General features: G+C 35.5%; 14 protein-coding genes. 3 read left to right on the top strand and 11 right to left on the bottom strand.

What is annotated here, in order from left to right; genetic code table 11:
• Window positions 1-382: 382 nt before the first annotated feature.
• The 5 genes from MKY60_RS13140 to sppA all read right to left on the bottom strand — a co-directional run bounded on the left by MKY60_RS13140 (window position 383) and on the right by sppA (window position 4,775).
• Window positions 383-1,573 (bottom strand): acetate kinase, encoded by a 1,191-nt coding sequence (locus MKY60_RS13140; protein ID WP_340930139.1) that lies wholly within the window; start codon window positions 1,571-1,573, stop codon window positions 383-385.
• Between the two features lie 62 nt (window positions 1,574-1,635).
• A complete protein-coding gene (locus MKY60_RS13145; protein ID WP_269921603.1) occupies window positions 1,636-2,580 on the bottom strand; it encodes a class I SAM-dependent methyltransferase in 945 nt (314 codons plus the stop codon).
• Between the two features lie 49 nt (window positions 2,581-2,629).
• Window positions 2,630-3,136: a thiol peroxidase gene (gene tpx / locus MKY60_RS13150; RefSeq protein WP_340930140.1), complete on the bottom strand. Its 507-nt coding sequence runs from the start codon at window positions 3,134-3,136 to the stop codon at window positions 2,630-2,632.
• A gap of 34 nt (window positions 3,137-3,170) precedes the next feature.
• The gene (locus MKY60_RS13155) at window positions 3,171-3,749 is read right to left on the bottom strand and encodes an RDD family protein (RefSeq protein ID WP_340930141.1); all 579 of its coding nucleotides are present in this window, start codon (window positions 3,747-3,749) and stop codon (window positions 3,171-3,173) included.
• A gap of 12 nt (window positions 3,750-3,761) precedes the next feature.
• Window positions 3,762-4,775 (bottom strand): signal peptide peptidase SppA, encoded by a 1,014-nt coding sequence (gene sppA / locus MKY60_RS13160; protein WP_340930142.1) that lies wholly within the window; start codon window positions 4,773-4,775, stop codon window positions 3,762-3,764.
• Window positions 4,776-4,879: 104 nt separating this feature from the next.
• On the opposite strand from sppA, the gene MKY60_RS13165 reads away from it, so the two are divergent.
• Complete coding sequence (locus MKY60_RS13165) at window positions 4,880-5,680, top strand: NAD kinase (RefSeq protein ID WP_340930143.1); 801 nt, start codon at window positions 4,880-4,882, stop codon at window positions 5,678-5,680.
• 33 nt (window positions 5,681-5,713) lie between these two features.
• Here MKY60_RS13165 and rarD read toward each other — a convergent pair whose 3' ends face one another.
• The 6 genes from rarD to ezrA form a co-directional block, all read right to left on the bottom strand.
• On the bottom strand, window positions 5,714-6,622 hold the full coding sequence (gene rarD, locus MKY60_RS13170) for an EamA family transporter RarD (protein WP_340930144.1): 909 nt from the start codon (window positions 6,620-6,622) through the stop codon (window positions 5,714-5,716).
• A gap of 114 nt (window positions 6,623-6,736) precedes the next feature.
• Window positions 6,737-8,314 carry an acyl-CoA synthetase MbcS gene (gene mbcS, locus MKY60_RS13175; protein ID WP_340930145.1) on the bottom strand — a complete coding sequence of 526 codons (1,578 nt, stop codon included), beginning with the start codon at window positions 8,312-8,314 and terminating at the stop codon, window positions 6,737-6,739.
• A 257-nt stretch (window positions 8,315-8,571) separates the two neighbouring features.
• A complete protein-coding gene (locus MKY60_RS13180; protein WP_090564282.1) occupies window positions 8,572-8,775 on the bottom strand; it encodes an alpha/beta-type small acid-soluble spore protein in 204 nt (67 codons plus the stop codon).
• A gap of 82 nt (window positions 8,776-8,857) precedes the next feature.
• Window positions 8,858-10,060: a tRNA uracil 4-sulfurtransferase ThiI gene (thiI, locus tag MKY60_RS13185; protein WP_340930146.1), complete on the bottom strand. Its 1,203-nt coding sequence runs from the start codon at window positions 10,058-10,060 to the stop codon at window positions 8,858-8,860.
• A 5-nt stretch (window positions 10,061-10,065) separates the two neighbouring features.
• The gene (locus MKY60_RS13190; RefSeq protein WP_340930148.1) at window positions 10,066-11,199 is read right to left on the bottom strand and encodes a cysteine desulfurase family protein; all 1,134 of its coding nucleotides are present in this window, start codon (window positions 11,197-11,199) and stop codon (window positions 10,066-10,068) included.
• Window positions 11,200-11,317: 118 nt separating this feature from the next.
• Entirely contained in the window at window positions 11,318-13,018 is a 1,701-nt protein-coding gene (gene ezrA, locus MKY60_RS13195; RefSeq protein WP_090564289.1) for a septation ring formation regulator EzrA, read from the bottom strand.
• Between the two features lie 151 nt (window positions 13,019-13,169).
• Here ezrA and hisJ point away from each other — a divergent pair, with 151 nt between their 5' ends.
• Both hisJ and MKY60_RS13205 read left to right on the top strand, forming a co-directional pair.
• Complete coding sequence (gene hisJ, locus MKY60_RS13200; protein WP_090564291.1) at window positions 13,170-13,967, top strand: histidinol-phosphatase HisJ; 798 nt, start codon at window positions 13,170-13,172, stop codon at window positions 13,965-13,967.
• A gap of 16 nt (window positions 13,968-13,983) precedes the next feature.
• Entirely contained in the window at window positions 13,984-14,463 is a 480-nt protein-coding gene (locus tag MKY60_RS13205) for a GAF domain-containing protein (RefSeq protein ID WP_093496084.1), read from the top strand.
• Window positions 14,464-14,582 lie beyond the last annotated feature (119 nt).

The raw sequence follows: 14,582 nt of genomic DNA on the forward strand, positions 1-14,582 counted from the left end.
TCAGTTCTTCCTTTTCCAAGTGGAACGACAGAAAGTTTAAGTTGTTCCCTCCTTTTGTTAATCTATTTTAGTAGTATTATTCTTTCTGATATTTATATTTCCATTACCAAATAGAACATACTTAATGCTATTTAAGTATCTGTAGGGTGTGGGTGTTATACTTCTTCTACTCCCATCCTCTCTTCTGGTATTCTATAAAATCTTCCATAGCTCCTGCATTTCTTATTAAAAAAAAGGACATAGAGTATTCTCTACGTCCTACTTAATAGTACATTTTACATATTTGTTTTTTACATCTAATGTAAACAAGAATTGCATTATTCTCAATAGTTTTTCGTTTGGTCAGTGGTCCCTAAAACTTCTTTATGTCACCTGATACCTCTTACAGCTTTGCAATCCTCACCGTATCTCTAGCTATCATAATTTCTTCATTTGTTGGAATGACGATCACTTTCACGGGGGAGTGGGGATAATTGATGAAAGTTTCTTTCCCGTTTATTTTATTTAAATCTGGATCCATATAAACACCCATAAACTGGAGACCTTTTAATACTTTTTCCCTTATTACTTCACTATTCTCTCCGATACCAGCTGTAAAAATAATGGCATCTACGCCATTCATACGAGCAGCATAGGATCCCATGTATTTATGAATTCGATCGGCAAAAACGTCAAGTGCCAGCTGCGCACGATCATTTCCTTTAGAAGCTTCTCCAACAATATCTCGTAAATCACTAGAGAATCCTGAAACACCTAGCATTCCAGATTTTTTATTAAGAATATCTAGTATACCCTCTGCATCTTTGCCTGTTTTCTCCATCAAATAAGGGATTAAAGCAGGATCAATATTACCAGATCTTGTTCCCATTGTTACACCCGCAAGCGGCGTAAAACCCATGGATGTATCGATTGATTTACCATGTTGAATAGCTGCAATACTTGCCCCATTTCCAAGGTGACAGGATATAAATCGAGTTGTTTCCAACGGTCTATTTAAGAGGACTGCAGCTCTTTGCGATACGTACTTATGTGAAGTCCCGTGGAAACCATATTTTCTTATACCGTATTTTTCGTAATAGTCATAAGGAATTGAGTACAGATAAGAGCTTTCTGGCATCGTTTGATGAAAAGCAGTATCAAAAACTGCTACTGCTGGAACATTTGGAAGCTCCTTTTTAAATACTCTTATTCCAGTAATATTCGCTGGATTATGAAGTGGTGCTAATTCTGATAATTCTTCAAGCGTATCTAGAACCTCTGTAGTTATTAAAACAGAATCACTATAAACCTCACCACCATGTACTACTCGGTGCCCAATTCCTTGAATATCATTTAACGAATGAATCACATTCTTTTCTATCAGCATATTCATCAATAATTTTACCGCTTGTTCATGATTGTCCACCTGTTCAATAATATTAATACGTTCATCATTTGTCGACATTGTAAAAATAGGATTTCCTAGACCAATTCTTTCTATTAGTCCTTTAGCAATTACCTGTTCGTCTAACATTTCAAAAACTTGGAACTTTAATGAAGAGCTTCCTGCATTTATTGCTAGAATTATTGGCATAAAAAACGCTCCTTCGTTGAACTAGTACTTTAATTGTACCGTTCAAAGAAGGAGCTAGCAACTCACTTGGTATTCTGTTCTTGCCAAATTTCGATCTTTTTCAAAAATAATTCCATAGCTTCTTTGTTCATCATATTCGGAACCTTCGCTAATAGTACCTCTCTCGGAGCTTTCAAATCACTGCTCTTCTTTTGTAATATCAAAAGACTTTTCTCTTGTCCCTTTGTTTTGAAAATGGAATTTGGGAATTGAATAACAGCTTGAATCCAACCATTCTCTTTGATGAATTCATGAAGTTTCGGTGCTTGTTTAGATTCAAATATAGTATCTGGCACTAAAAAGAATAGATAGCCACCCGGTTTTACATGCTTCATCGACTGCTCCATAAATAAATGATGAGCATACGACATTTCTTCTGTACTGTGGAGGAAGTAGTCCTGTGAAGTTTCCGTATCCGGATAATATCCAACAGGTAGATCGCTTACGACAATATCCACAGGGTCAATTAAAAGAGGCTTTAAAGCATCTTGCCTAAATAATCGTATGTCATGCGTAAGGAGTTCACCTGTCTGCGCTGCTAATTGAATTAGTAATTCATCAATTTCTACACCAAATGCATGGTTTTCTGTCGGCAATGCATTCATAATAGTATATAACAAATTGCCAGTTCCTAATGCAGGGTCTAGAATTGACAATTCCTTTCTATCTTTCGTCATCTCTTTTACAAAATAACTTACTAATAATCCGATTGCATCTGGTGTCATCTGATGATTAACCTGAGCCGACTTCTTCATGCCTTTTAATATAGCTAATTGTATAGCTTTTCGAATTTCTTCTTTGCCTGCGTCTATTATAGATGGCCTTTTTTTATCAGATAACCAAAGTTCGAGTGCATATACGACACCTTCTAAATACGTTGCAGAAGCTTCGTTCTCGATGTAACTGCTCTCTTGATCAATATACGTAAAAATTTGTTCAACATGTGTGTGCATAGTATTATCCCTCATAGTAAAACCCACTCCTTACTTCAGAGTGGGCTTGCATTATTTTAGTTAATTAATTCGTTAAGGCTTTTACTGCTTCTAATGCTTTTTCATAGTTTGGATGATCTGTTCCTTCTCCAACATATTCAGCATAAGTTACAACATCGTTTTTATCTACTACAAATACAGAACGAGCTAATAAGCGTAATTCTTGCATTAGTACTCCGTATGATTCCCCAAATGATGCATCACGGTGGTCAGATAAAGTTTGGATTGCTTCAGCAGCATTAGCACCACACCAACGTTTTTGAGCGAAAGGTAAGTCCATTGAAACAGTTAAAATTACAACATCGTCACCTAAACTAGCAGCCTCTGAGTTAAATTTGTTAGTTTGTGTAGAACAAACTCCAGTATCAAGGGAAGGTACTACACTGATTAAACGAATTTTACCAGTTGAATCTTGTAAAGTCACGGGTGATAAATCATTTGCTAGCACTGAAAAGTTAGGTGCCTTTTCTCCAACTACCACTTCTTTACCAACTAATGTTACAGGATTATTTTTGAATGTTACTTCTGCCATAATATGTAGCCTCCTTTTTCATACCTTCATCTTACTAGAATACGTTCGGCTCATGCAACTCTTTTGCAACAGCATTTTCATATGCTACTTTCTCTTTTAAATCATATACAGATTCATGTACAACTAATGTATCAGCGATAAAATCATGTACACCTTGTTTTTTAGGTGTGAAAGCTACAACTAAATAAGGGATATTCAACGGGATTATAGAAATTAAACGACCAACCCACTCCCTAAATAATACAGTACCCCATTTTAGTTTTCCACCATCTTTAGATATAACACGAATGCCAAATACCATTTTTCCAACAGTCTGACTACAGAGCTTCGTCATCAACACAAAATACGCGTAGAAGATAACTGCTGTGATGACCGTAAAGGGTGCATACCACTCAGAATTATTTAACTCTAATGAAAACAAACGAAAAATAGGTTTGATCAATAACATTCCTATTGAAGCTAAAACGAGAATATCTACAGTATATGCCCAAAAACGAATCCAAAAGCCTGCAGCCTTCTGTTCATATTGTGCAGTTCGATGAACAATTACTTGCTGGGTTGCAGAGGTGTTCGCTTGCACATGCTGCTCTTCTGTTTGTACAAATTCACTCATCTAAAACCCTCCTTATTCATTCCCGTATAAATACATCATTTTTGGGGAGCTATTTTCTGTGATTAACTGTGCAATGAGCTTAGATTCCATGTCTAAACCTAAGAAAGATTGTGCTTTCACTGCAAACAACGAAGCGAAATTTTGTGAGTATCCATATTCAAATACTTCTGCTTTCTCTAAGCCATGGTCCGTTTTTATAGCTTGAACAACGTCCTCTAAAAATCCATAATCATCAGCTAATCCAGATTCGATTGCTTGACGGCCATTTAAAATTCTTCCATCAGCAACTTTCTTAACATCTGCTTCCGTCATATTTCTACCTTTTTCGATAATATCAACGAAGTCCTCATACGAGTCGTTTAACATTTCTTGAAGCATCGTTCTTTCTTCTTCTGTCATTTCTCTAGTAGGACTCATAATATCTTTGTATGGTCCTGATTTAATAGTTACAAATTCCACACCATATTTTTCTGCTAACTTACCATAGTTAACACTTTGCATGATTACACCAATTGACCCTGTCATCGTTTCTTTATTTACAAATATTTTATCTGCAGGAGCCGAAATGTAATAACCTCCCGAGGCAGCCATACTCCCCATTGAAACATATATTGGTTTTTCAGTTTCTTCTTGAATTTCAATAATTTCTTTATAAATTTGTGCAGATTCGACAACTCCACCACCTGGTGAATTTACTTGTAATACAATTGCTTTTACCGTTTCATCAACTTTTGCTTGCTCTAATTGTTGTAAGAAAAATTGATGATTATATCCTTCTGCTGCAAAAAGTGAACTTGCACTCCCTGTATCTTGTATTGTCCCATCTACTGTAAGTAGTGCAATTCGTTCGTTCATACTGCCTTCTTCTACAACGGTTTCAAAGATTTCTGAGCTAGAAGCAGATGCAAATTCATCTAAATACGATGTCCAATCTGTTGAAAATGCTGTTGAAACGGTATTGACGAATATCGAAATAAGTAATAATAATGATGCTCCCAATATAGCAAACCAGCGTTTCATATTCATATGTACAATTCCTCCTTTAATACTTCTCTTTACATACGTAAAGAATATCTAAATGTTTCACGAAATGGTAAAATAAATATATACAATAGTAAAGGAGAATGTTTATGGCCTCCAAAAACGCAATATATTTATATACTAAGAATGACACAAAATCTTTACAAAGAAAAGAAAGAATCGCCGAAGCAATACATAGTCATGGTTTTAAGGTTGTTGAAGACTCCGGGCTTGCTTCCATAATCGTCAGCATTGGTACGGATGGCTCCTTCCTACAAGCAGTTCGTAAAACTGGATTTAGACAGGATTGTTTGTATGCTGGTATTTCCACAACGGATACACTCAGTATGTACTGTGATTTTTTAGCAGATGATATAGATGCTATGGCTGAAGCAGTTCTTACTAAGAATATTCAAGTTCGGAAATATCCATTGCTAGAAGTTTCGGTAAATAATCACCCGAAATTTTTATGTCTAAATGAATTTACGATTCGCTCAAACATTATTAAAGCATTTGTATTAGATTTAATTATTGACCACAAGCATTTTGAATCCTTTAGAGGCGATGGCATTGTAATATCTACTCCAACAGGTAGCTCAGGTTATAATAAATCATTGAATGGTGCGGTAGTTGACCCGCTTCTTCCATGTATTCAAGTTGCAGAAATTGCTTCTGTTAATAGTAACGATTATAGAACTCTAGGCTCATCCTTTATATTAAGTGGGGAAAGAACACTAGAGCTTCGCTTGCATAAGGACTGGAATGATTACCCTTCGATGAGCACTGACAACGAGGCACTTAGTATTCAGCATGTTGAAAGTGTAACAATTTGTTTGAGTGATAAAGTTATCAAAACTGTTAGACTGAAGAATAATAGTTATTGGGAAAAAGTGAAAAGATCGTTTTTATAATTTGAATCCGATGTGTAAAAACAGATAGTTCCGTTATACAACGGAACTATCTGTTTTTCTTACTTGCATTATCTTAGATATTGTAAACAATATTAGTGCAAGCCAAATACAAGAAAATGATAAAAATTCTATTTTGCTAAATGCTTCATCGTATAATAATATCCCAACTAGCAACATTATTGTCGGTGCTATGTATTGAAAAAATCCTGACATATATAGTGGCATTGTTTTCGTTCCCTTAGCAAATAATATTAATGGCACAGCAGTTGCAACACCAGTGAATATGAGTAGAATGACAGTACTTGCATTTGATGTAAAAAATACTGCCTTATCTGAAACCACAAGATAGACAAAATAGATTAACGCAACAGGTAAAACAAAAAAAGTTTCAATCGTTAATCCTCGTAGTGGATCAATTTTAATACTTTTCTTTATTAGACCGTATAAGGCAAATGTTATGGCAAGCGTAAATGCTATCCATGGAACTTCTCCATAAGAAACAGTTAAAATAATTACACCTATAGCAGCAAGCAGTACGGAAAACTGTTGAGCTCTTGATAATCTCTCTTTTAAAAATATTATCCCCAGTAAAATGGAAAGTAGTGGATTTATATAATATCCTAAACTTGTCTGTACGATAAAACCAGCATTCACTGCATATATGTATGTAAACCAATTTCCTGTTACTAGATAGGAAGCTACAAATAGCCCCCAGAAAGATTTTTGGTTTGCCCATAAGTCTTTCAGATCTATTTTCAACTGCTTAAAATTTCTACCTACAATTACTAACATTAGTGTAAATATAAATGACCAAATCACCCTACCTGAAAGTATTTCATCACTTGAAACATGCTCTAATAGCTTCCAGTAGATTGGCATGAACCCCCATAAAACATATGCCAATACTACAAATACAATTCCTTGTTTTTCTTCTGTACCCATTTATGACACCTCTTTACTTTGTAACTCGAAATATTAAACCATTATATTGCTTTAAATTACTAAAGTAAATAAGAAAACACGGAGAGATAATTTCTCTCCGTGTTTTCTTATTACTTACTGTTTACTCTGTTCTTTCTGTCGTAATTCCAATCTCCTAATTTTACCAGAAGTTGTTTTCGGTAATTCTTCGATAAACTCAATTTCCCTTGGATATTTATATGGAGCAGTTATTTGTTTCACATGATTTTGTAGTTCTTGTATTAAATCTTCAGAACCCACTTTAGATGTATCACGTAATACAACAAATGCTTTAACAATGCTTCCTCTTTCAGGATGTGGTTTACCGACTACAGCGCACTCTTGTACTGCTGGATGTTTCGTCAATGCATCTTCTACTTCAAATGGACCAATCGTGTAGCCTGAGCTGATAATAATATCGTCTCCACGACCTTCAAACCAGAAGAAACCATCCTTATCTTTTTTCGCCCGGTCGCCTGTAATATAGTAGTCCCCTCTGAATTGCATAGAGGTTCTTTCAGGATCTTTTAGGTATTCCTTAAATAATGCTGGTGTTTCTAGATGAACAGCTATATCTCCAACTTCTCCAGGTGGACAAATTTGGCCTAGGTCATCGATAATGTCAACTGTATTTCCTGGTGTTGGTTTACCCATTGATCCAGGTCTTGCCTCCATACCTTTCATCGTTCCAACAAGTAACGTATTTTCAGTTTGCCCATAGCCATCTCGCACTTCTAAACCAAATACTTTTTCGAAAGTTTCTATTACCTCTCTATTTAATGGTTCCCCAGCAGAAACAGCACTATGGAGAGAAGACAGATTATAATTGTTTAACGTATCAACTTTCGCCATGATTCGGTACTCAGTAGGTGTACAACAAAGAACATTCACTTCCTTCTTTTCAATAATCCTCAAGTAGGTATTGGGTTCAAACTTGCCGTTATATACATAGCCGACTGCACCACTACCTAGTGTCGCTAAGAAGGGACTCCAAATCCACTTTTGCCAACCAGGGCTTGCTGTTGCCCATACCACATCACCTTCTTGAATCGCCAACCAGTTTGGTCCTGAAGTACGTAAATGCGCAAAAGCCCATCCATGTGTATGCACAACACCTTTTGGATTTCCAGTCGTACCACTTGTATAAGAAAGGAATGCCATGTCATCCTTTAACGTATCAATAGTTTGAAATTCATCTGATTCAGATTGTATTTCTTCCGTCAACGAAATCCAATTGTCTTTCTTATTACCGATTGCAAATAATAGTCGCTTATCTAAATTACGAACTTCCTTAAATTGATCAAGGAATGGCTCATAGGCAATAATTGCCTTTGCTTCACTATGTGTCAAACGGTATTCAATATCCTTTGCACGAAGCATTTCAGAACTTGGGATAACAACAAGACCAGCTTTTAATGCAGCTATATATATTTCATATGCTTCGATTAAACGGGGTACCATTATTAATACCACGTCTCCTTTTTGAAGACCTTTATCGGTAAACAAATTGGCAATTTTATTGGCTTTCTGTATTAAATTCTTGTATGTACTTTTTTTCTGCTGTCCATCTTCAGATTCCCATATTAACGCTAATTTTTCTTCATCTACTGCGTACTTTTCAAATTCTGTCACTAGGTTATAATGTTCAGGGGCAATTAAATCTTGTTTGTTCATTAGATCTCCTCCTTTTACTATTTTAATTATAGAGGAAGATCAGCCCTTTTGGTAAACAAAAGATAAAATTTTCAGATATTTCATAAAACTGAAAATTAGACATTCACTTTTTAGAATGTAACTTAAATGTGCAAATGCGGATTTTCGCATCCTTGGAGACTATTTAGCAAATTTACTGTTTACTCTAAATAACTTTCCAATCTGAGTACCATCTAAACGAAAAACCGGTAGCATAAGCTACCGGTTTTTTTGTTCAATTATTTTTGAAATCCATTCATTTGTTGTTGGGCTTGGGCAACCAATCGCTTCGTAATTTCTCCGCCTACGGATCCGTTGGCACGCGATGATGCTTCACCACCAAGTTGTACTCCAAACTCTTGAGCGATCTCATATTTCATTTGATCTAATGCTTGTTGTACACCAGGTACTAGAAGTTGATTTGAGTTATTATTGTTTGGCATGTTCCTCACCTCCTTGTGAAATTAGATTGTTCATTTTCGTCTAATTCATACACAGGGAGGAAAAGGTATTTTTTACTAATTGTTAAAGAAGACTTGAAAATTCATTCGACTTTCTCATTGGGAATGAAAGAACTTCTCTATTTTGCACTGCTTCTGTTATTAAATCGTCAAAATCCTTAAAGCTTTCGTAATACTCAACCTTCTCAAGCTTTGGTTTTGTTTTGGGACAGGATGGTGTAAAAATAGTACAACAGTCTTCATAAGGCAAGATGGAAGTTTCATACGTCCCTATTTCCCGGGCAATATCAATAATATCTAACTTATCCATAGAAATAAGTGGTCTGAAAATTGGTGTAGATGTTACAGCATTAATGGCAGTTAAGCTTTCTAATGTCTGGCTTGCAACCTGGCCTAAGCTCTCGCCAGTAACAATTCCTAATGCTCCTATTTCTGCACGTACTAGATCGGCAATTTTCATCATCAACCGTCTAGTTGTAGTCATTGATACATTTTCAGGGATTTGAGCTTGTATACTTTGTTGGATATCTGTAAAAGGTATGACATGAAGTCTCACAGTTGCCCCAAAGTGACTTAACTGATTGGCCAAGTCCATTACTTTCTCTTTCGACCGTTCACTTGTGAATGGTGGACTATGAAAATGTATTGCATCGAGACGAACCCCACGTTTTAAAAGCATATATCCAGCAACGGGGCTGTCTATTCCACCTGATAACATTAATAAGGAACGACCGTTCGAACCTAGAGGCATTCCACCCGCACCAGGAATTACCTGTGCCATCATATAGACAGCATCATTTAACACTTCAATTCGTAAATCGATTTCTGGCTTTTTCATTTGAACTTTTAAAGTAGGGTTTTGTCTTAATACATTACTCGCTACCACACTTTGCAGCTCATAAGTGTCTAATGGAAAAAACTTATCAGTGCGTTTTACAGTAACCCGAAACGTTTTATCTTGGCTTTCTAAGCTATCCATTATTTTGAGTGCAGTTGCTTGAATATCATCTAAGTCTTTTGAACAAGAAGCTACTGGACTAAATGATTGAATTCCAAATATTTTAGGCAAACGTTCGATTAACGCATGAATTTCGGAATCATCTGATGATGTTAAAAACATGCGATCTCTTTCAGCTTGAATCTTAATATTAGGCAAATCTACAAATGAAAACCTTATATTATTGCGTAAATGTGATATAAATTGCTTTCTATTTTTACCTTTGGTAGATAATTCACCGTATCGTACTAATATTTTTTCCCACTTCATGCTTTTTAATCTCCTTTAATTACATTCATTACATGCTTGAATACATTTTTATATTGGTCTACTTCTTGCTGGGTACTAATGGTGCTAAGACTTATTCTTAATACACCTTTAATATAATCGTCTGAAATGTGCATAGCTTTTAATACATGACTTGTTTTCGTTTGTCTAGATGAACATGCACTACTAGTGGAAACAATAACATCTTGTTGCTGTAACGCATTAATTAGTACTTCTCCCTTCATTTTTTTCACCGAAAATGAAATGATATGAGGGGCTTTCTTAGTTGGAGATATTACTTTTATAAAAGAAAAAGACTGTAAAAATTCTATTAAATCATCCGACAGGGATTGTAATTTCACTGCTTTACTCCCCAAATTCTCCATAGCAAGTCTCATTGCTTTTGCTGTAGAGACCGCCAAAGGTACAGAAGTTGTACCACTGCGAATACCTGATTCCTGTCCACCACCATACAATATCGGTTCTATTTCAATGATTTTTTTTAATGCAAGTAATCCCGAGCCTTTTAATCCGTGTATTTTATGAGAAGAGATGGTTATAGAATCTACATCTAGATCCATAAAATTAACTGGAATTTTTCCGAAACTTTGAACTGCATCCATGTGAATAAGGGCTCTGCTTTTTTTCCTTACAATATTAGAAAGTTCTTCTATTGGTTGTATGGCCCCTGTTTCATTATTCACATGCATAACACTCACCAATACGGTGTCATTTCGTATACTTTTTTTAACTGACTCCAACAAAATGATTCCTTCCGAGTCTACGGGAATCCACTCAACTTCAAATCCTAGTTCATTCAATTTTTTAGCTGCTTCTATAATAGAAGGATGCTCTATTTCAGAAATTAGTACATGCTTACCTCGTTGCTTATATTTTTGAGCTAAACCAAATATCGCAAGGTTATTAGACTCTGTACCACCAGATGTAAAATACACTTTTTCACTCGAGGTTTTTAGTATCGCTGCAATTTGTTCTCTAGCAGATTGTAACAATTCATTTGTCTGATGTCCAAACGTATGAATGGATGCTGGATTTGCCCAAAATTTTTCGTTGACAGTCACGAATGTATTTAATACCTCTGGATGTACTTTAGTCGTTGCACTATTATCAAAATAAATCATTTTCAATACCTCTCCTTTTCGGAAAAAAACCACCGTCACATAGTGAGGTGGTTCACGTTTGTATACAAAATGTGATTTTCAAACATCTACAATTTCATACTGTTTTTAAATCGTATGATTATGTACGCCAAGCGTCTTCTTTCACTAATGCATCAATTTTCTTTAAAGCTCCTGGTTCTACCTCTTCGACTGCTGTTGCTGCATCTTCTAAAGCCTTAGAATAACGTAATTGTCTAAACGCTTCCTCTGCTTCTAGTAGTCGCGCATGAATTTCCGGATGACTTGCACGATAGCGGTTACCGTATTGAATGATTCTCTCTGTCAGTAACACATTTTCTAACATTTCTTTCGCTCTGTTATGTACTTCCTCCATACATGCTTCTGCTTTTTCTAAATAATTATCTACTAAAGACATATTTAGAGGCACTTCCTGGAGACTTTGCATTGCTACATAAATATGCTCTTCCGCTTCTTCTAAACGAACGTCCATATCCTCTGGAATTCCAGGAATATTGGCTTTTTGTAACATGCGGTCGGTATCATGTAACATATCTTTAAGTTCATCTAGTTTTTCACGCGCACTATTTTCATCGATGCGAAGGTTTTTCAAGCGATTTGCAAATCGGTCCTGCTCTTCATATAGACGATCAATTTCTTCAGCAATTTCATTTAACTCTTCTTGTAGGCTTGAGTATGCAGATTGTTCTTCTTCTACCCGGCTAGAAAGCAATTCATACTTCTTCTCTAATTCCTCCAGCTCTTTTAAACAGCTTTGTGGAATTTCCGCTTCTTTTTCTGGTAGACGATAGCTCTGTTGTACATATGCAGCCTCTTCACTAACAGCACGAGTAACAGATGTAACTTCACGTAAACGTGTGCCAGTTTGTTCTTTGTATTGATCAACATATTTTTTTGCAATTACTTCTTTTTCCAATAAATCATAGAAAGTGTCCAATTCGTCTTTTAACTCTTCTACTCTACTTATTGTTTTACCTACGTTCAGTTCAATGATTGCTTGTTTTAACTCTACAAGTTCTGTTTCTATAGAATCCAATTTTTTATTCATTTCAAGATGCTGTAAGTAATAAGAACCTTCTTCCATTTCTTTTTGCCCATTACGTAATTCATGAATAATGGCTGGAATTTTATGTTGAATTTCGGATAGCACTGTAGGAATATCATGTAATTTTGGGAAGAACTTTTGGCCATCATCTTGAACAGTTATAACAAGTTCTCGTGCACTCAAATAATTTCCTGTATCCGTTAGTCTATCAAATTCCTCAAACTGCGGAATGAAGGATTCTAACTTTTGTTCCAAAGCCTTCACTGCTTCTCCAAAGGAATACTGATGTGCAAGAAGTGTTTTTCTAGCTGCACGATGCTGTTCCTTCAATTGTTCCATCTCGATACGGTTTTTTTCTTCACTACCGATTAGTTCCTCGAGTTCGGTTAAAATTTCAGACATTTTTTTATCACAAAGAGATATTAACGTTTGAATTTCTTTTTCAATTTTAGTCGCCTTTGGGAATATAAACCTATCTATACTTTCTTCCGCGTCAAATAATAGAACATCGATTTTGGGCATATGCACATCCATTACCTCTGTCCATGCATTTCTCCACCGTTCAAACATTTCCTCTGTTTGACCATTCATATTCAGTTGTTTTACTTTTGTCATTTCTTCTAAGATCGGTTTGTTTTGAATTTGATGTTTCTCATGCTCTAATCTCTCTATTTCTGCGTTATGTTTTCGTCTTATGATAAATGCAAAAATTGCAATTACTAAAAGTATAATGACTGCTGGGATGATATACTTCATCGTAAGCCCCCTGTTCCAAATTCAAAAAGTTCTATTTCCAATGTTACTCTATATCTTACCATGCTTTTTATGTTATTGTTTCATAAAAGAAGAGAAAAGCAATTAATTCTTAAAAAAACTTATATTTCTATAATTTGGAGGCTGATTTCTGTTGAAACGGAATGGACACATCCACACACCTTATTGTCCACATGGGACAGAAGATTCCTTTCATTTGTATATTGAACAAGCAATTCAAAGTGGCTTTGAGGCAATTACCTTTACTGAACATGCTCCCTTACCTTTAGGTTTTATCGATCCTACACCTAATAAGGACAGCGGGATGAGCTTGAACCAATTGGAATTTTATATTTCCGAGTTACAAAAGTTGAAAAAAGAATATAACCAGGATATTGTTATTTCTACGGGTTTAGAAATCGATTTTATAGCTGGATTTGAGCAAAATACTACATCTTTCTTAAATACATATGGGAAATACTTGGATGACTCTATTTTATCAGTTCATTTCCTAAAATATGAAGATGATTATACTTGCATTGATTTCTCTAAATCTACATTTTTAAAATTCGTTGACCGACTTGGTACCCCAATGTCTGTGTATAAATTGTATTATAAAACACTAATGGATTCAATAACGAGTAATCTAGGTCATTTTAAACCGAAGAGGATAGGACATATCACGTTAGTCCACAAATTCCAACATACCCTTACCGAAAGAGTGCAGGACCATGAAAATATAGTAGCTATTTTGAATGAAATCAAACAACAGCGACTAGAACTTGATGTAAATACTGCTGGTTTAGCCAAGCCTCATTGTTTAGAAATATATCCACCTCTGCCTTATATAAAACTAGCGAAGGAACTCGAGATTCCTCTTGTATTTGGATCTGATGCACACCAAGCAAAAGATTTACATCAGTTTTATAATGAAATAAGTAACTTACTATAGAATGGAGAATGTAAATATGTTCACAAAATCAATCTACTCTGAAGATTTAACAGCTAATTACACTATGCTTTCCAAACAATTAGATGCTCTTTTAACTGGAGAGACAAATGCAATTGCAAATTTAAGCAATGCTTCTGCACTATTAAATCAATTTTTCGATCAGATTAATTGGGTTGGGTTTTATTTAATGGAAGATGGAGAACTTGTACTGGGACCATTCCAAGGGTTACCTGCATGTGTTAGAATTCCACTTAGTAGAGGTGTTTGTGGAGCAGCAGCTTCAAAACAAGAAACAGTTATTGTCCCAGATGTACACGCTTATCCAGGCCATATTGCATGTGATGCAGCATCACAATCTGAAATTGTAGTTCCTATAGTTAAAAATGGTGAACTGGTAGGGGTCCTAGATATCGATAGTCCTATTAAAGATCGATTCACTGAGCAGGATGCAGAAGGCTTGGAACAATTTATTAAAATATTGGTTAAGCATATATAAACAAAGGCTGTGCCAATATATTGACATTAGAGGGGAATTAGGACCGTTTAGTAGGTCCTACTTTTTTCAATGCAAGACTGGCCTAAATATTCTAGAAGTTAAAGATGGACTATGCTACT

Origin of the sequence: Psychrobacillus sp. FSL K6-1415 (assembly GCF_038003185.1) — a bacterium.
GTDB lineage: Bacteria > Bacillota > Bacilli > Bacillales_A > Planococcaceae > Psychrobacillus > Psychrobacillus psychrodurans.